Annotated in this window: 13 protein-coding genes, 1 tRNA gene and 1 other RNA gene; 6 read left to right on the top strand and 9 right to left on the bottom strand. The window is 57.6% G+C overall.

From position 1 onward, the window contains the following. Positions 1-38: 38 nt before the first annotated feature. Positions 39-1,508: a betaine-aldehyde dehydrogenase gene (gene betB, locus B7L15_RS09230; RefSeq protein ID WP_085918690.1), complete on the bottom strand. Its 1,470-nt coding sequence runs from the start codon at positions 1,506-1,508 to the stop codon at positions 39-41. Positions 1,509-1,518: 10 nt separating this feature from the next. Next, entirely contained in the window at positions 1,519-2,142 is a 624-nt protein-coding gene (betI, locus tag B7L15_RS09225) for a transcriptional regulator BetI (protein WP_176243662.1), read from the bottom strand. 182 nt (positions 2,143-2,324) lie between these two features. On the opposite strand from betI, the gene B7L15_RS09220 reads away from it, so the two are divergent. From B7L15_RS09220 to ffs, 3 genes are all read left to right on the top strand, one after another. After that, positions 2,325-3,260, top strand: a complete 936-nt coding sequence (locus B7L15_RS09220; protein ID WP_085918689.1) for a choline ABC transporter substrate-binding protein — start codon at positions 2,325-2,327, stop codon at positions 3,258-3,260. Between the two features lie 86 nt (positions 3,261-3,346). Further along, positions 3,347-3,423, top strand: a tRNA-Met gene (locus B7L15_RS09215). A 46-nt stretch (positions 3,424-3,469) separates the two neighbouring features. Continuing rightward, positions 3,470-3,566: signal recognition particle sRNA small type (gene ffs, locus B7L15_RS09210), an RNA gene on the top strand. 74 nt (positions 3,567-3,640) lie between these two features. Here the strand turns inward: ffs and B7L15_RS09205 are convergent. The 7 genes from B7L15_RS09205 to B7L15_RS09175 form a co-directional block, all read right to left on the bottom strand. After that, positions 3,641-4,924 (bottom strand): MFS transporter, encoded by a 1,284-nt coding sequence (locus tag B7L15_RS09205; RefSeq protein ID WP_085918688.1) that lies wholly within the window; start codon positions 4,922-4,924, stop codon positions 3,641-3,643. A 57-nt stretch (positions 4,925-4,981) separates the two neighbouring features. Then, positions 4,982-6,574 (bottom strand): antiporter, encoded by a 1,593-nt coding sequence (locus B7L15_RS09200; RefSeq protein WP_085918687.1) that lies wholly within the window; start codon positions 6,572-6,574, stop codon positions 4,982-4,984. Positions 6,575-6,809: 235 nt separating this feature from the next. Further along, a complete protein-coding gene (narL, locus tag B7L15_RS09195) occupies positions 6,810-7,478 on the bottom strand; it encodes a two-component system response regulator NarL (protein WP_085918686.1) in 669 nt (222 codons plus the stop codon). Further along, positions 7,475-9,358 carry a HAMP domain-containing protein gene (locus B7L15_RS09190; protein WP_085918685.1) on the bottom strand — a complete coding sequence of 628 codons (1,884 nt, stop codon included), beginning with the start codon at positions 9,356-9,358 and terminating at the stop codon, positions 7,475-7,477. The genes narL and B7L15_RS09190 overlap by 4 nt, the downstream gene beginning before the upstream one ends. Positions 9,359-9,488: 130 nt before the next feature. Further along, positions 9,489-9,863: a YbaN family protein gene (locus tag B7L15_RS09185; protein ID WP_066320314.1), complete on the bottom strand. Its 375-nt coding sequence runs from the start codon at positions 9,861-9,863 to the stop codon at positions 9,489-9,491. Positions 9,864-9,892: 29 nt separating this feature from the next. Beyond that, positions 9,893-10,288: a SirB2 family protein gene (locus B7L15_RS09180; protein ID WP_254902905.1), complete on the bottom strand. Its 396-nt coding sequence runs from the start codon at positions 10,286-10,288 to the stop codon at positions 9,893-9,895. A gap of 41 nt (positions 10,289-10,329) precedes the next feature. Next, positions 10,330-11,523, bottom strand: a complete 1,194-nt coding sequence (locus B7L15_RS09175; protein WP_085918683.1) for an NnrS family protein — start codon at positions 11,521-11,523, stop codon at positions 10,330-10,332. Positions 11,524-11,788: 265 nt separating this feature from the next. Here B7L15_RS09175 and B7L15_RS09170 point away from each other — a divergent pair, with 265 nt between their 5' ends. The 3 genes from B7L15_RS09170 to narJ are packed head-to-tail and all read left to right on the top strand — an operon-like array spanning position 11,789 to position 17,899. Continuing rightward, the gene (locus tag B7L15_RS09170; RefSeq protein ID WP_085918682.1) at positions 11,789-15,559 is read left to right on the top strand and encodes a nitrate reductase subunit alpha; all 3,771 of its coding nucleotides are present in this window, start codon (positions 11,789-11,791) and stop codon (positions 15,557-15,559) included. After that, positions 15,556-17,118: a nitrate reductase subunit beta gene (narH, locus tag B7L15_RS09165; RefSeq protein ID WP_085918681.1), complete on the top strand. Its 1,563-nt coding sequence runs from the start codon at positions 15,556-15,558 to the stop codon at positions 17,116-17,118. Before B7L15_RS09170 ends, narH begins: the two co-directional genes overlap by 4 nt. Beyond that, the gene (narJ, locus tag B7L15_RS09160; RefSeq protein ID WP_254902904.1) at positions 17,111-17,899 is read left to right on the top strand and encodes a nitrate reductase molybdenum cofactor assembly chaperone; all 789 of its coding nucleotides are present in this window, start codon (positions 17,111-17,113) and stop codon (positions 17,897-17,899) included. Before narH ends, narJ begins: the two co-directional genes overlap by 8 nt. Positions 17,900-17,904 lie beyond the last annotated feature (5 nt).

Below are 17,904 nucleotides of genomic sequence, written 5' to 3'. Positions count from 1 at the left end.
CAGCGCCCATGGTTCATGAGTTCGTGTGTTGCAAACAGTTAAAACACAGACTCAAACGGCCCCATCTCGATCTGTACAGACTTGGTCTGGGTATAGTGGTTGAGCGTCTCGACACCGTTTTCACGCCCAATGCCCGACTCTTTATAGCCGCCGACCGGCATCTCTGAGGGCGATTCGCCCCAGGTGTTGACCCAGCAGATACCGGCTTCCAATTGATGGATCACCCGGTGGGCGCGGTTCAGGCTTTCGCTGAAGACACCGGCGGCGAGGCCGTAGGTGGTGTCATTGGCGCGGCGAACCACCTCTTCCTCGTCATCAAAGGCGAGTACCGACATCACCGGGCCAAAGATCTCTTCCTTGACGATGCGCATGTCATCGGTGCAGTCGGTGAAGACCGTCGGCGCCGCCCAGGCACCTTTGGCCCAGGTGCCGCTGTTCCAGTCCTCGCCGCCCACCAGGACGCGTGCGCCTTCGGTTTTGCCGAGAGCAATGTAGGAGAGCACTTTCTCCTGGTGCTCGAAGCTGACCAGCGGGCCGAAATTGATAGCCGAATCCATGGGGTCGCCCGCCTTGATACGCTTGACGCGCTCGACCAGTTTGGCCTCAAAGGCGTCTTTGACGCTGCGTTCCACAAACACGCGGGTGCCGTTGGTACAGATTTGGCCGGAGGAATAGAAGTTGGCCATCATGGCAGCATCGGCAGCGCGGTCCAGATCGGCATCGGCGAAGACCAGCAGCGGCGATTTGCCGCCCAGTTCCATGGTGACGTCTTTGAGCGTCGATTCGGCCGCTGCTGACATGACCTTCTTGCCGGTACCGGCTTCACCGGTAAACGATACCTTGTCGATACCTTTATGCCCGGTCAGCATGGCGCCCACGCGGCCGTCACCCTGGACGACGTTGAACACGCCGTCGGGGAGACCCGCCTCGGTGAAGATTTCGGCAAGCTTCATCGTCGTGAGCGGCGTGACTTCACTGGGCTTGAAGACAATCGCGTTACCCGCGGCCAGTGCCGGGGCGGCTTTCCAACAGGCGATCTGAATCGGGTAGTTCCAGGCGCCGATGGCACCGATCACACCCAGCGGTTCGCGGCGGGTGTATACGAACGAGCTATCGCGCAGTGGAATCTGGCTGCCCTCGATAGCTGGGGCGAGGCCCGCATAGTACTCCAGCGCATCGGCACCGGTGACGATATCGACGCTTGCGGTTTCGCTGATTGGCTTGCCGGTATTGCGAGTTTCCAGTTCAGCCAGCTCGTCATTACGCTCTCTTAACAGCGCAACGGCACGCAGCATGATGCGTGCGCGTTCCATGCCGGTCATGGCGGCCCACTTGCGCTGGCCTTCGCGGGCCGCTTCAACGGCGCTATCAACGTCGGCCTGGCTTGCCTGACCGACCGTTGCCAGCAGGCTGCCATCGAAAGGATTGGTGATGGTAAACGTATCGCCTGAGGTGGCATCAACCGGGCGACCATTAATGAAAAGAGGCAGTACATCATGAGTAGCCATGGTGGTCTCCTTAATAAGATTCGATCATGGATGCAGGCTGTTGGCACCCATGGTGAGCAAGTAGTTGGTCAAGGTAGGTGTGGGCCAGGTGGCGTGCTTCGTTGGCGTCCAGGCCTTCTGGTGTAAGTGCGCCGCGCAACCACAGGCCGTCGATCATGGCGGCCAGACCCCGAGCCGCGTTGCGAGCATCAGCCCTCGGCATGATCTGGCGAAATTGGTGGCATAAATTGGTGTACAGGCGGCGGTCATTGACATTCTGCAGGCGTTGCAGTGTCGGCTTGTGCATGCTGCTGGCCCAGAAGGCGAGCCAGGTCTTGGCGGCCGGGCCGGTGACCTGAGTGCGGTCAAAGTTGCCTTCAATAATGGCACCAATGTGGGCGCGTGGCGTCTGGTCTTCCAACGCTTGGCGACGCACTGAAATAGCGTGGTTGAGGTCGGTCAAAATTTGCCGCATGGTAGCTTCCAGCAGTCCATCCTTGCCGCCAAAGTAATGGCTGATAATACCTGCTGACACCCCCGCGTGGCGGGCAATCCGCATGACAGTGGCTTCCGCCAATCCAACTTCGTCAATAGCCGCCATGGTGGCGTTAATTAATTGCTCGCGGCGTATTGGTTCCATTCCCACTTTAGGCATGGCTGTCTCCTGTCGCGTTGAATGCCTATTCACCCATTACCTTGAAAAACGACTTTAGGCATGATTACCTAACAATGATGGCATCTTTTTATTGAACGTTCAATCAACAAAAAGATGTTAGCTGCCGCTGCGATATGAATGCGGAGCGGGTGATCGATAATCTGATGAAAAGGGGACGCTGAATGAAGAAAACACATATTGGTATGATGGGGGCGATGGTCGTCACGGCGGGACTTCCTTCACTGGCGATGGCTAACGAATGCAGCACTGTTCGCTTCGCCGAGGTAGGCTGGACCGACATCACTGCGACCACAGCGCTTGCCAGCGAAGTGCTTGAAGGTATGGGCTACGAGGCACGAGTGGATACCGTATCGGTACCCATCGCGTACTCGGGCATGGAAAACGGTGACTTTGATGTCTTTTTGGGCAACTGGATGCCGTCAATGGCCTCAATCAGTGACCCTTACGTTGAAAAAGGCACAGTTGATCGGTTAACGGCCAATTTAGAAGGTGCCAAATACACCCTGGCCGTGCCGCAGTATGTTTACGATGCAGGCGTCACGTCGGTCGAAGACCTGGCAGAGCATGCCGACCAGTTTGACCAGCAACTGCATGGTATTGAAGCAGGCAACGATGGCAACGAATTGATCCAGCAAATGATCGATGACGATGCTTTCGGCCTTGGCGATTGGCAGTTGGTCGATTCCAGTGAAGCCGGCATGCTGGCCGAACTGACAGCGCGGGTACCCAATGAAGATTGGATGGTATTTCTGGGTTGGGAGCCACACCCCATGAATACCAACTTCGACATGGCGTATCTTGAAGGGGCTGACGATTACTTTGGCCCTGACCTGGGTGGTGCGACGGTGTATACCAACACCCGTGGTGGTTACGCGGAAGAGTGCCCTAATGTTGGTGAACTGCTCAACAACATGACGTTCACACTCGAAATGGAAAATCAGTTGATGGGCGAAATCATGGACGATGGTGAAGACCCCCGTGAAGCCGCGCGTGCTTACCTGCAGGCAAATGATGATCTGCTAGGCGAGTGGTTAGCCGGCGTGGAAACGATCGATGGCGAGCCTGCTGAAGAAGCTGTGCGTAACGCATTGCAATAAAAGGTGCTTGGAGCAAAAGGCAGGTCGATAACGGCTTGCCTTTTGCCGTTAAGATAGGCACAATGCGTCTCCGCTGATGTCGGAAAGGCTACGTAGCTCAGTTGGTTAGAGCACATCACTCATAATGATGGGGTCCCCTGTTCAAATCAGGGCGTAGCCACCACTCAGCGTAGGCAGACTCGCAAATGAGTCAGCTGTTATGGTGGCCCCTTAGGTCCTCCCGCAACGCTAAACTGCAAACCCCGCCAGGCCCGGAAGGGAGCAACGGTAGTGGTGGATGTGTGTGCCGGGATGTGGCTTTTGGGGCCGCCTCCATTTCAGCCCCATTATTTATTGTTTGGTTGTCTCTCAACCAGCCCCCCTCGCACTACCTCTCAGCTTTATCTTTCGCTGGTTACCCCTTGTTTGGCCTTTGCGCCTGACGATGAGCTGCGTGTGATTACTGGTGAGCGCCGCTCTGTCCACCACATCCAGATGATCGACACCAGCGTGATGCCGAAACACAGCATCCACACCGTGGTGGCGATTCCGGTGATATCCACCAGTGCACCAAACATGATGGGCAGGAAAAAACCGCCCAATCCACCGGCCAGCCCGACAATGCCGGAAACAAGCCCCAGATTTTCGTGGTACTCGTTGGAGAGGTATTTGAATACCGACGCCTTACCAATGCCCCAGGCGATACCCACCACAAATAATGCCGCGGTAAACAGCCATACCGGTATGCCGAATCCGAACTCAACACGACCTGCTCCACCCGCTGCCTCAACGCTGTAGCGTGTTTCCGGGTAGGACATGATAAACAAGGCAATCAGGCTGGCCCAAAGGCACGTCCAGGTAACGTTATGGGCACCGAAGCGGTCGGAAAGCCAGCCACCGAAGGCGCGGATGACTCCGGACGGCAGCACGAAAATGGTGGCGATCACCGCCGCCAACTGAATACCAAAGCCGTATTCGGACATGTAATAGCGTGTGAGCCAAAGCGACACGCCGACATAGCCGCCAAATACGAGCGAATAGTACTGGCAGTACTTCCACACTTTAGGATCGTTGAGGATTTTGATCTGCTCGCGCAGGGGGGCTTTTCCAGGGCTGCGGTGGGCCGGATTGGTGAAGGTGAAACACCAGAAGAGGATTGCGGTGACCAGCATGATCGCCGCGTAAATATTCGGCACCGCCTGCCAGCCGAGCATCACAATCACCGTCGGGGCGATAAACTTGGTCACCGCCGCCCCCGCGTTACCGGCACCAAAGATGCCCATGGCAAGCCCCTGGCGATCGCTTTCAAACCACTTGGCGGTATAGGTGATACCTACTGAAAAGGCCCCGCCAGCAAGGCCGATAAATGCCCCTAGCGTAAGAAGTTGCCAGTACTGAGTGGCGAATTGAACGAGCCATACGGCGGGTATAATCAGCAGCAGGATAATAAAAAACACCGGTCGGCCGCCGTATTGGTCGGTCATTGCGCCCAGGGGCAGGCGTGATAGTGCGCCGGTCAGGATGGGGACGGCGGTCAGGATGCCGAACTGAGTGCCATTCAGGTTAAGTTCTTCTGCAATCGGCACGCCTATTTCGCCAAACATCGTCCACACCATGAAGCACATGGTGAAGGCAAAGGTGTTGGCGATCAGCACCGAGGTTTGTTGAAAACGTTTTGACGCCATGTTGGCCTCTCTTGACATTGGGGTGGCGTTAGTCGCTAGGCGGGCAGGGCTTTAGGTCTACGGGTTTTTGACGTAGGCGTTTTTGCGAAGATAAAACCACCAGTTAACGATCAGGCAAATGGCATAGAACACGGCAAAGCCATACATCGCCAGTTCCGGTGTGCCCGCTTTGATTTGATCGCCAATCACCCGCGGCGCTATAAACGCGCCGTAGGCGGCGATAGCCGAGGTCCAGCCGAGTACCGGTCCTTTCTGCTGGGCGTCGAAAATCACCCCGATGCTGCGAAAGGTCGAACCATTGCCGATACCACTGGCGGCGAAAAGCACAATGAATAGCAATAGGAATATCCAAAAGAACTGATTTGGATCGGTGGCGTTGTAGGCCAGCATCATCACATAGCCGCAGGCAATGGAAGCCACCACCATGATGGCCGAGATCACCTGGGTGACAATCGAGCCGCCGACCTTGTCGGATATCCAGCCGCCCACCGGGCGAATCAGTGCCCCGACAAAGGCGCCTATCCATGACCAGGTCAGCGCGCTCGGTGCATCGGGGTTGGTGACACGGGTCATGCTGCCGTCAGCGGCGACGTCCATCATGTTGCCGAAAATAATGTTGATCGAGAGGGGGAGCGCGGCCGAAAACCCGATAAAAGAGCCAAAGGTGAGGATGTAAAGCACCGTCATCGACCAGGTGTGCTTGTTGGAGAAAATACCGAACTGTTTTGTGATCGCCGGCTTGATATCGCCCGGCAGCAGCCGCAACAGCGCCAGCGTGACTACAATCGTCAGGGGCAGGGCAAACCACATATTGATATACCCGAGTGCCAGGACGCCCGCGATGGATGTCAGGATGCCCACCGCGTATAGCCCCAGAATCTTGGCGAATGCCTGCAGAGGGTTGCCCGGGTTGGGGGTGATAGGGCGAAGGTTGTTCATTCCAAACCAGCCGGCGATTGCCAGCGGTACAAGAAACAATAGCCATACAAAACCGGCGTTTTGAATCCAGGTATCGGTGCCAGCCTCAATGCGACCGATGAGCGTGCCGCTCGCACTTTCCAGCGCCATGGGCTCGCCTGCCAGCGCGCCGAACAGGCCGACCGTCATGACCAGTGGCACGAGAATCTGCATGGTGGTCACGCCAAAATTACCCAGCCCGGCATTCATGCCTAGCGCATAGCCTTGCTGCTGTTTGGGGAAGAAGTTGGAAATATTGCTCATCGAGCAGGCGAAATTCCCCCCGCCAATGCCGGAAAGCAGTGCAAGTGCCTGAAACACCCAGAAAGGCGTTTGCGGGTTCATCAGCGCAAAACCGGTGCCGGCCGCCGGTATGATCAACAGCGCGGTGGTTAAAAAGATGGTATTGCGACCGCCGGCAATGCGGATCATAAATGATGCAGGGATCCGCAGCGTGGCCCCTGCCAACCCGGCGATGGCGGTGAGAGTGAAAAGCTGATCGTTCGAAAAGGGGAACCCCAGGTTTAGCATCTGGGTGGTGATCATTCCCCACATCATCCAGACGGCAAAGCCAAGCAGGAGACTGGGAATGGAAATCCACAAGTTTCGAGTGGCGGTTCGCTTGCCCTGCTGATCCCAGAATTGCGGATCCTCAACGTCCCAGTGTTCTATGTCGGCATTGTGTTTGGCCATTCGCTACCCCCTTTGGACGCAAGTGCTGCAAAGCGCAGTGCCTTGCAAGATACGCCTTGGCTTGATCCGAGAAAACGGGGGAATAGAGGGGTGTTAACGGCCAACTACCTCTAAGGAGGTAGCGAGTTATTTAAGTTAAAGCATTGTTTTTATGAGTTATTTTTATGTGTAGGCGGTGTGGGTGCAGGATCAAAATTTGCCGCTAGGTATTTAGGGGTAACCACATAGAACCGGTTTAGCTTATCCCTTCCTGCACAGCCCAAACGGCGGCCTCTACCCGCGAGCGAAGGTGAAGCTTTTTTAGCAGGTGCTTAACGTGGACCTTGACTGTGCCTTCAGTAATACCCAGTTTGCGGGCAATCAGCTTGTTGGACATTCCCGCCGACAGTTCACGCAGTATTTCCTTCTCGCGCTGGGTCAAGGATGCCGATGAAGGCGCTGGCGAAGCGCCGCGCTGGTTGCGCAGCGCCTGAGCCAGCAGGGCGGTCAGGTTCTCGCTGATCGCCATACGTCCCTTGGCGGCCTGGCGCAGTTGGTGGACCATATCTTCGGGTTCCATATCCTTGAGCAAATAGCCGTCGGCGCCGCCGCGCAGCGCATCGACCACGTCACCCTCCTGATCCGAGACCGTGTACATGATTATTCGACCGCCGTAGCCCGCATCGCGAAGGTGCTGGAGGGTTTCCAGGCCGCTCATGTCGGGCATGTTCATATCGAGCAGCAGCATGTCCGGCTCGAGCGCAACGGCCTGCTGGATTCCCTCCTGCGGCGAGCCGGTCTCGTAAATCAGCTGCAGATCATCCTCCATGTCCAACAGCTGGCGGACGCCGCGGCGCAGTAGCGGGTGATCGTCTATGACAATGATGGTGGCGATCGGGTCCGCAGCGGAGTTGGGAGTGCTCATAAGCGCGCTTCCTTGATGAGTCGGTTGGCCTGGGGCGTAAAACACAGATAAACGCCGGTTCCGCCTGTGGGGCGGTTATGAAAGGTCAATGTGCCGTTAATATGGCTGGCCCGATCGCGCATGATCACCAGCCCGAAATGCATGGGCGGCGACTCGGCTTGCTTGAGTCCAACACCGTCGTCCTCGATGGTCAGACGCAGTTCGGCCTGCTCAAAGGTCAAGCTGACACTGGCCCATTGGGCGTTGGCGTGTTTGAGCGTATTGGCTAGCGCTTCACGGGTGATTTGTAAGATGTGCACGTCTTCGTTAGCGCTGAGCAAATGGGGCGGTACGGCATAGCTAAAGGCTACTGGAAAACCCAGCCGCTCGCTGAATTCATCGACGGTATGTTGCAGTGCCGCCTGCAGGCCCGGTTTATCCAGTGACAGCCGGAACGTGCTCAATAGCTCACGCAGTTGGCGATAGGCGCTGTTCAAGCCATCACGTAAATCGCTCATCACGTTGCTTTGTTGCTCAACGGGCACTGCCTTGGCCTGCATGCGCTCGAGCCGGGCTACCTGCATCTTGAGATAAGACAGCGATTGGGCCAGTGAATCATGCAGTTCACGGGCGATGATGGTGCGTTCCTTGATCAGCGATAGCTGCTGTTGCTCTTCGATTCGCTGCTGCAGGTATATAGCGGTGGCCAGTTGCCCGCATAGCGTGTTGAGCAGTTGGTGGGTGGTATCGCTGATAGGGCTGGTATAGCTAACAGTCAAATACCCTAGGGTTAAATGCCCAGCAGTAATGGGTAGTTGCAACTGATGAGTATGGCTATCGACGCGCAAAGCAGGGTCGTGAGTCGTATCACCCAAACCGATAGGCTGAGCGGGCTCCAGACAGGCCACACAGGCCAGGTCGCGGCAATAACGAGGGCGTTCAAGCGAGTGGGTGGCAAGAATTTCCATATCGCTGTTGTCGTGGGAATTATGCAGAGACAGGGACATGGGGCCAATGGCCAATAAGGCCTCCAGTTCACGGAGCATCGGGGCGGCGCTTGAGCAAAGGTCGTTGCCACCGCCATAAAGCGCTCGGCTGCCGTCATGAATAATTTGCAGCGCCCGGTTATGGCGCTTGAGTTCTGCCTGCTTGCTGAACACCCGGGACTCGAGTTCCTGGTAGCTGTCGCCAAGTTCCGCAGCCATCTGGTTGAACGTTTGGCCCAGCTGACCCAGCTCATCTTTGGAATGAGCCGGCGCACGGTAGCCAAAATTGCGCTTGCCCACTTCACGGCTGAGCCGCATTAATCGCCGTAGTGGCTTGATAAAATGGGCGCGAAGGTCGTAGAGCGCTGCGGTCAAGAGCAGGCCAATCAATACCAAGCTTCCCATCTGCAGCTGGGTCAGAAAGCGGATCTTGTCCTGGCTATGGTCTTCCAGAAGAGTGACAAAGTGGTCGATATCGGCGATATAACCATCGAGACTGTCGATCGCAAGTCGAACGTCGCCACCGTCGCCGTCTCGTGCACGTTCGATCAGCGGGGTGATATCGCGCTGCCATTGGGTGGTCAATGAAGTGAGTGACTGCTCGGCCTGATCCGTTAACGAAACACCCGCCCGGTCAGTTAAAGCAGGGCTTGCCAGCCGTTCGGAAAAGCGTGCCGTGGCTCGGTCAATCGCAGCCTGGCGTGCGTTGCTGTTGGTGGTCGACGGCTGCTGAAGCGTCTGGCTGATTTGCGCGCTGTACAACCTGAGCGAGCCGGCCACGTTAATCGCTTCGGCGTCGCCCTGGCTACGTTGGGCGATCACAATGGTCGCGCTGATGCTGGCGATGGCCATGCTACCGATGATCAGCAGTAACGCGACGATTCTGACGACCAACGAATGGTGTAGGGGGTTCATGTCACTCCCGGTGCGCAGAGAAGGCATCTAGGGTGCGGTATTGGGCCGTGCCCCTATTATTTAATCAAATAAGTGTAATGCTTCTTTGTGGGGATAAGAAGAGTATCGCGGGCAAGGGGTAAGAGTGCGCTTATTGATCGGCATAGGCGTTTGGGCGTGTGACAATAAAACTGGCAGCGCCGATGAAAAATGTAGCCATCCCCACGAGCAGGAAGTGGTGTGCGCCGCTGGCCAACAGTATCAGCCAAGTGCTCGTCAACAGCCCCAAGGCAATGATCTTGGCCCGCTTTGGAATGGCCCGCTGTTCGTGCCAGGCGTGAAGGTAGGGGCCCATACGCGGATGGTGATACAACCAGTGTGCCATGCGGGGAGAGCCTTTGGTGGCGGCCCACAGCGCGAGCAGTAAAAACGGTGTAGTGGGTACGAGAGGCAGCACAATCCCGGCGATGCCCAGACCGATACACAGGTAGGCAAGCGCACACCAGGCTATCTGTGTCAGTCGCATGGGCTCTCCTTTTTCATTATGTTCAGGTATCAGCCAAGCCAGCCAAGCCAGGATAGCGGCGAACGCTGTATGGCGGCCCCCACCATGTAGCCAAATACGCTGATCGCCGCCAACGCCGCCATGGCTCTCGTGGTCGGCGTTCTGCCACGCTTGATGGCGACCGTGCCCAGCACGATATAAATAACCAGCGCGGTGATTTTAGCGCTTAGCCAGGGTGGCAAGGGCCAGAAATTCAGTATAACAGCCAGCGATACCCCAAGGGCCAGCAGGGCCGTATCGATGATATGCGGTATCACCTTTACCCAACGGGCCTGAAGCACTTGGGCACCGTTGAACGACCAGATAGCGCGCAGGACAAAAAATGCCAGACTCGCATAAGCCGCGGTGATATGCAGGTGCTTTAGCAATAAATAGTGCTCCGCCACGATCATCTCCCCATAAGCCGCCGGTTGCCGACATTGCCTGCTTAACCATCATTGCCATCAACGCGTGCAGAGAAGAGTGGGACGGTGTAGTGCAGTAAAAAAACCAAATAGCTGATGCACCAGGCGATGATGGCCGCGCTAAATACCCAATGGCTTGTCTGCGGAAATACCACCAGCCACACCGAACGCAGCAGCCCTGCGATTAGCAGGATGCCCAGCGCCAAGCCTACTCCCGGTAACGTCTGGATGGCGCGTCCGGTATGGCCCGGCGACACCCGCGCCATCATGGCGAGCATCATCGTTGCCATGGCGCCAATCGCCAGCGCGTGCACGGCGGTTTCGACGCGCTGGCCGCTGACTAGCTGCCATGCCCAAAGCATTAACCCAAGGGGAATAAAGGCATAGCTTAGGTGCAATCCCCATAAAAGCGGTTCGCGCCAGCCAAGCCAGCCTTTCCACTGGGCTAATCGCCAGGCATTACTTAAAGCGGCGATAGTCATTAACGTGGCCATTAACCGGTCAGAGCCCAGGTCGCTTAACATACTCATCAGTTGTAGAACGACAATGGCTGCCATGCTGCCAAGGCTCAGCGCCTCAAGTAGCGGGGTGCGCTCAGGTTGGGGAAAGCTCAGTTTGCGCGCGGTGAAAAACGCAATCACGCGTCCACCCAATACCACCATCAGCAGGGTAATGGTCAAGACAGCCAGATGACTTGCCTCGCGAATCAGCAGGGCGTTGCCGTTTACCACCCCGAGGTGCATGGCGGCATTGGCGGTGCCCAGCAGCAGTAGCACGGGAAGAAACAAGAGGTTGCGCCATAAGCGTGCTGCCACAACGCTGCGCACCATGATGATCGCAACCAGCGGTAGAAAGCTGACATCCACCAGCAATAATAGCCAGCCGGGTAGAGAGGCGGCGTAGGCCAGCAATACCCTGGCGGCGAGCCATAGCACCACCAATCCCAGTAGCGCCCAGCCCGACACCCCGGGCCGCTCCGTCCAGTTCTGTACCGCGGTAAGCAGAAAACCGGCGATGATGGCACCCGCAAAGCCAAACAGCATTTCATGCTGATGCCACCACAGCATGCCGCCGTAGGGAGAAAGCCAAACGTTGCCGTGCCAGAAGCCAAGCCATACCAGCATGGCGAGCAGGCTAAACAGCGCGGCAAAATAAAAGAAAGGACGAAAGGCTAAACGCAGTAGCGGTAAGCGATCAGAAAGTTGACGTAAGCTCATAGGCGCGCCTTTAAGTGCGAAAGCTGAGTGTTTTAGATGGGTACTATCCTATACCGGTGCCCTCACCATCATTGACGCAGGTCAGTCACCGCAAGCGTTTTTCGTCCTCTATCCCCAGTGGTTTGGGAGTTCTATCACCTAAGGGGTAGGGTCGGGGTATATAGAGGTAACTGGGCAGAAATCGCCTGTTCAATCCCCCACAATCGATTTCCAAGACGTCTGCTATCAGGCGATTGCTTTCCTTTGAAAAGCCTGGAGATCGACCATGAGTCATTTCATTGACCGGCTAAATTTTTTCCGTAAGGCCCGCGAGCCTTTTGCGAGTGAACACGGTGAAGTTCGCCAAGAGGACCGCCAGTGGGAAGATAGTTATCGTCGCCGCTGGCAGCACGACAAAGTCGTGCGCTCTACCCACGGCGTCAACTGCACCGGCTCATGCAGCTGGAAAATCTACGTCAAGAATGGCCTGGTGACCTGGGAGACCCAGCAGACCGATTACCCGCGCACGCGGCCCGATCTTCCCAATCATGAACCGCGCGGCTGCCCTCGGGGCGCCAGCTATTCCTGGTACATGTATAGCGCCAACCGCTTGAAGTACCCGTTGATCCGCAAAGCCCTGCTGAGCCTGTGGCGCGAAGCGCTGGTCGAAAAAACCGACCCGGTGGATGCCTGGGAATACCTCGTTAGCGACCCAGCGAAAACCCAGCAGTATAAGCGTGCCCGGGGCATGGGCGGGTTTGTGCGCGCTGAGTGGGACGAACTCAACCAGCTGATCGCCGCCTCCAACGTTTACACCGCCAAGCAATACGGGCCAGATCGCATCCTCGGGTTCTCACCGATACCGGCGATGTCGATGGTCAGCTATGCCGCCGGCAGTCGCTATTTGTCGTTGATCGGCGGCGTATGCATGAGCTTTTACGACTGGTACTGCGATCTGCCCCCCGCCTCGCCGATGACCTGGGGCGAACAGACCGACGTGCCAGAATCTGCCGACTGGTACAACTCGGGCTATATCATCGCCTGGGGGTCCAATGTGCCGCAGACCCGCACGCCGGATGCCCACTTCTTTACCGAGGTGCGTTACAAGGGCACCAAGACGGTCTCGATCACGCCGGATTACGCCGAAGTCTCCAAGCTCACCGACGAATGGATGAGCGCCAAGCAGGGCACCGACGCTGCGCTTGCCATGGCGATGGGGCATGTGATTCTCAAGGAATTCCACCTCAACAACCCAAGCGTCTACTTCACCGATTACGTGCGCCGCTACACCGATATGCCGTGCCTGGTCGAGCTGGAGACCCGCGAGGACGGCACTATCGTGCCGGGACGCCAACTGCGCGCGGCCGACTTCGCCGAGAACCTTGGCCAGCACAATAACCCCGAATGGAAAACGCTTGCCTGGGACGAAACCCGTGATCAGCTTGTGGTGCCGCGGGGCTCGATTGGTTTTCGCTGGGGCGAAGACGAGGCCAATCATGGCAAGTGGAATCTTGAGCCGCGTGATGCCGAGGGCGGCGAGATCAAGCCGCTGCTGACCTTTGTGGGACGTCACGACGACGTCGCGCGGGTGGCGTTTCCCTACTTTGGTGGCATCGAGCATGAGCACTTCAATCATGTCGCCGGCGCGAGCGGCGACCGTCTCTATCACTGCCTGCCCGTCAAGCGGCTGACCAAAGCCGATGGCAGCAGCGTAATGGCGGTGACGGTTTTCGACCTGATGTGCGCCAACTACGGCATCGACCGCGGTCTGGGCAACGAGGGCGAAGACGACGGCGCGACGGCTTACGATCAGATCAAACCCTATACCCCCGCCTGGCAGGAAAAGATCACCGGCGTCTCCGCCGAGCAGGCAACCCGGATCGCCCGGGAATTCGCCGATAACGCGGACAAAACCCAAGGTCGATCCATGATCATCGTCGGCGCCGGGATGAACCACTGGTACCACATGGACATGAACTACCGTGGCCTGATCAATATGCTGATCATGTGCGGCTGTATCGGACAGAGCGGTGGCGGCTGGGCGCACTATGTTGGCCAGGAGAAGCTGCGCCCGCAGACCGGCTGGCTCCCGCTCGCCTTTGGTCTTGACTGGACGCGCCCCCCACGGCACATGAACTCCACCTCGTTTTTCTATAACCACTCCTCGCAGTGGCGCTACGAGAAGCTGGAGATCAAGGAGATTCTCTCGCCGCTGGCGGATACTTCGCGGCACACCGGGAGCCTGATCGATTACAACGTCCGTGCCGAGCGCATGGGCTGGCTCCCCTCGGCGCCGCAGCTGGGCACCAACCCGCTGCGTATTGCTGAAGCGGCAAAAGCCGCGGGCATGGCCAGCAAAGACTACGTCGTGGATCAGTTGAAGAAAGGCGAGCTTTCCTTTGCCGCTGAAGATCCCGACAATCCGCAGAACTTCCCGCGCAATATGTTTATCTGGCGCTCCAACCTGCTCGGCAGCTCCGGCAAGGGGCATGAATACATGCTCAAGTACCTGCTGGGGACGCGCCACGGTATTCAAGGCAAGGATCTGGGCGATTTTGGCGGCCAGAAGCCCGAAGAAGTGAAATGGCACGACGAAGCGCCGGAAGGCAAACTCGACCTGCTGGTGACGCTGGACTTCCGCATGTCGACTACCTGCCTGTATTCCGACATCGTGCTGCCCACGGCCACGTGGTATGAAAAAAATGACCTGAACACCTCGGATATGCACCCGTTTATTCACCCGCTGACGGCGGCGACCGACCCGGCGTGGGAATCGCGCAGCGATTGGGACATCTACAAGGGCATTGCCAAGGCGTTTTCAAAAGCCTGCGTCGGCCACCTTGGCGAAGAAACCGATCTGGTCACGCTGCCGCTACAGCACGACTCACCGGGGGAGCTATCCCAGGTGGATGTCAAAGACTGGAAAAAGGGCGAGTGCGACCCGATCCCCGCCAAAACCATGCCTGCCTTGATGGAAGTGCAGCGTAACTATCCGGAAACCTATGAGCGCTTCACGTCGCTTGGTCCGGCGCTTGAAAAGCTCGGCAACGGCGGTAAAGGCATCAACTGGAATACCGATGCCGAAGTTGAGCTGCTCGGCAAGCTTAATAAACGCAAGCTTGAGGGTTCGGCGAAAGGTCGCCCGTGCATCGAGTCAGCGATCGACGCCGCCGAAACCGTGTTGACCCTCGCCCCGGAAACCAACGGTCATGTGGCGGTGAAGGCCTGGGGCGCGCTTGGCAAGATTACCGGGCTGGATCACACCCATCTGGCGACACCCAAGCAGGAAGAAAAAATCCGCTTCCGGGACATCGTCGCCCAGCCGCGCAAGATTATCTCAAGCCCGACCTGGTCCGGCCTGGAAGATGAGCACGTTTCCTACAACGCCGGCTACACCAACGTTCACGAGCTGATTCCCTGGCGCACGGTGAGCGGTCGTCAGCAGCTGTATCAGGATCACGCCTGGATGCGCGACTTCGGTGAAAGCCTGCTGGTCTATCGCCCGCCGATCAACACCAAGGCAGCCGAGAACTTCCCGCTACCGGCGGATAACGGCTTCAAGAGCAAGGCGCTCAACTTTTTGACGCCGCACCAGAAGTGGGGAATTCACTCGACCTATTCGGACAACCAGTTGATGTTGACGCTCAACCGGGGTGGCCCGGTGGTGTGGCTGTCCGAAGACGATGCGGCCGACCTGGGTATTGACGACAACGACTGGCTGGAGGTCTTCAACGCCAACGGCTCGATTGCCGCCCGCGCGGTGGTCAGCCAACGGATCAAGGTCGGCATGGTGATGATGTACCACGCCCAGGAGCGCCAGGTGAATGTGCCCGGCTCCGAGATTACCGGTACCCGTGGGGGTATTCACAACTCCGTTACCCGGGTTTGCCCCAAGCCGACGCACATGATCGGCGGCTATGCCCAGCTCGCTTACAGCTTTAACTACTACGGCACCGTGGGTTCGAACCGCGATGAGTTTGTGCTGGTACGCAAAATGAAGCACATCGATTGGCTCGATGGCGAAGGTAACGATTACGTCCAGGAGGCCGTCAAATGAAAATTCGCTCGCAAGTAGGCATGGTCCTCAATCTCGATAAGTGCATTGGCTGCCACACCTGCTCGGTGACCTGCAAAAATGTCTGGACCAGCCGCGAAGGCGTCGAGTACGCCTGGTTCAACAATGTCGAGACCAAACCGGGGATTGGCTACCCCAAGGAATGGGAGAACCAGGCCAAATGGAAGGGCGGCTGGATGCGGCGCAAGGACGGCAAGATCGAACCGCGCATCGGCGGTAAGTGGCGGGTGTTGGCCAATATTTTTGCCAACCCCGACCTTCCCGAAGTGGATGATTACTACGAGCCGTTCACCTTCGACTATCAGCACCTGCACACGGCCAAGCAAAGCGAGCACCAGCCAGTGGCACGACCCCGCTCGCTGATTTCCGGCGAGCGGATGAAGAAGATCGAATGGGGCCCGAACTGGGAAGAAATCCTGGGTACCGAATTTGCCAAGCGTCGCAAGGATATCAACTTCGAGAAGGTGCAGGCCGATATTTACGGCCAGTTTGAAAACACCTTCATGATGTATCTGCCGCGACTCTGCGAACACTGCTTGAACCCTACCTGTGTGGCGAGCTGCCCCAGCGGCGCGATCTACAAGCGCGAAGAAGACGGCATCGTGCTGATCGACCAGGACAAATGCCGCGGCTGGCGGATGTGCATCTCCGGCTGCCCCTACAAGAAGATCTACTACAACTGGAAAAGCGGAAAATCCGAAAAATGTATTTTCTGCTATCCGCGCATTGAATCGGGCCAGCCAACGGTTTGCTCGGAAACCTGCGTGGGCCGGATCCGCTATCTCGGCGTGCTGCTCTACGACGCCGACCGCATCGAGGAGGTGGCAAGCGCGCCCAGCGAGCAGGATCTTTACCATCGTCAGCGTGAGATCTTCCTCGACCCCAACGACCCCGAAGTGATTGCCCAGGCAAAACAGGACGGCATCACCGATAACGTCATCCAAGCCGCACAGGAATCGCCAGTGTATAAACTGGCGATGGACTGGGGGCTGGCGCTGCCGCTACACCCGGAATACCGCACGCTGCCGATGGTCTGGTACGTACCGCCGCTGTCGCCGATTCAGTCCGCCGCGGAAGACGGCAAGGTCGAGTTCGACGGCGTGATGCCGAAAATCGAGTCCCTGCGCATCCCGGTGAAGTATCTGGCCAACATGCTCACCGCCGGTGAAGAAGCGCCCGTGGTGCTGGCGCTCAAGCGCCTGATGGCCATGCGTCTGTATATGCGCGGTAAACACGTCGAGGGCGAGCCCAATACCGAGGTGCTCGACCAAGTGGGTCTGACGCCGACCCAGGTGGAGGAAATGTACCGCTACCTTGCCATTGCCGATTACGAAGACCGTTTCGTGATTCCCACCAGCCACCGCGAAATGGCCACCGATGCGTTTCCCGAGCGCGGCGGTTGCGGCTTCAGCTTTGGCGATGGGTGTCATGGCGAGAGCAAAGCCAGCCTGTTCAACGGCCGCTCCAACACGGAAACCCTGGTAAAACCGGTTGAAACCTTTGACCCCAACGCGCACGCCGAGGAGGCCCGTCATGGGTAACGCTGTAGAGCACATGCTGCCCGACGAGCAGGATGAAATGTTGAGTTTACGTGTGCTCGCCAGGCTCCTGGATTATCCCAATGTTGATCTGCAGCAGGCGGCCGGAGAGCTGAGTGACATCATCGACGCAGAGCGTCGCTGGCGCGCGCCATTGCGCCAGCAGCTGATCAATTGGTGTCAGCGCATCGCCGACACTGATCTGCTCGACCTGCAGGCAGAGTACGTTGCGCTATTCGATAAAGGACGGTCGACGTCATTGCTGCTGTTTGAGCACGTGCACGGCGAGTCTCGCGATCGCGGTCAGGCAATGGTCGATTTGATGAACGAATACCAGGCCGCCGGGTTTGAGCTCGATGCGCGTGAGCTGCCGGACTTCCTGCCGCTGTTTCTCGAGTATCTCTCCACGCGCCCGGAAGGGGAAATAGCCCGTTGGCTGGGCGAAATTCGTCACATCCTGGCGCTATTGATGGCGCGGCTGGAAGAACGCGAAGCGGACCATGCCCTTGCTCCTTATGCATTACTGGCACTGATTGGTGCTGAAGAGGAGGTCAATGAACACCGTGATGAGGTGAAAGCCGAGGCGCCTGATGACACGCCGGAGGCACTGGATGCCGTATGGGAAGAAGAAGCGGTGCGTTTTTCTGCCGAGTCCGATCAGGACTGCGCGCTACAGTCCGCCGAAGGGCGTCGGCTTGCCGAGCGCAAGCGCAGCGTTCCCAGCGACCCCATTAACATTATGCCCAGCACTGGCGCCGCTAAGCCTAGCCCAAGCGAGCGCTAAAGGAG

This window comes from Halomonas sp. CSM-2, from assembly GCF_002119345.1.
GTDB lineage: Bacteria > Pseudomonadota > Gammaproteobacteria > Pseudomonadales > Halomonadaceae > Vreelandella > Vreelandella janggokensis.
Note: the sequence above shows the minus strand (reverse complement) of the source record. Positions and strands in the feature narration are given on the sequence as shown.

What these genes read in the sequence shown, in the direction of transcription:
- betB (WP_085918690.1), bottom strand. Translation starts at nt 1,508, where the DNA reads ATGGCTACTCATGATGTACTGCCTCTTTTCATTAATGGTCGCCCGGTT.
- betI (WP_176243662.1), bottom strand. Translation starts at nt 2,142, where the DNA reads ATGCCTAAAGTGGGAATGGAACCAATACGCCGCGAGCAATTAATTAAC.
- B7L15_RS09220 (WP_085918689.1), top strand. Translation starts at nt 2,325, where the DNA reads ATGAAGAAAACACATATTGGTATGATGGGGGCGATGGTCGTCACGGCG.
- B7L15_RS09205 (WP_085918688.1), bottom strand. Translation starts at nt 4,924, where the DNA reads ATGGCGTCAAAACGTTTTCAACAAACCTCGGTGCTGATCGCCAACACC.
- B7L15_RS09200 (WP_085918687.1), bottom strand. Translation starts at nt 6,574, where the DNA reads ATGGCCAAACACAATGCCGACATAGAACACTGGGACGTTGAGGATCCG.
- narL (WP_085918686.1), bottom strand. Translation starts at nt 7,478, where the DNA reads ATGAGCACTCCCAACTCCGCTGCGGACCCGATCGCCACCATCATTGTC.
- B7L15_RS09190 (WP_085918685.1), bottom strand. Translation starts at nt 9,358, where the DNA reads ATGAACCCCCTACACCATTCGTTGGTCGTCAGAATCGTCGCGTTACTG.
- B7L15_RS09185 (WP_066320314.1), bottom strand. Translation starts at nt 9,863, where the DNA reads ATGCGACTGACACAGATAGCCTGGTGTGCGCTTGCCTACCTGTGTATC.
- B7L15_RS09175 (WP_085918683.1), bottom strand. Translation starts at nt 11,523, where the DNA reads ATGAGCTTACGTCAACTTTCTGATCGCTTACCGCTACTGCGTTTAGCC.
- B7L15_RS09170 (WP_085918682.1), top strand. Translation starts at nt 11,789, where the DNA reads ATGAGTCATTTCATTGACCGGCTAAATTTTTTCCGTAAGGCCCGCGAG.
- narH (WP_085918681.1), top strand. Translation starts at nt 15,556, where the DNA reads ATGAAAATTCGCTCGCAAGTAGGCATGGTCCTCAATCTCGATAAGTGC.
- narJ (WP_254902904.1), top strand. Translation starts at nt 17,111, where the DNA reads ATGGGTAACGCTGTAGAGCACATGCTGCCCGACGAGCAGGATGAAATG.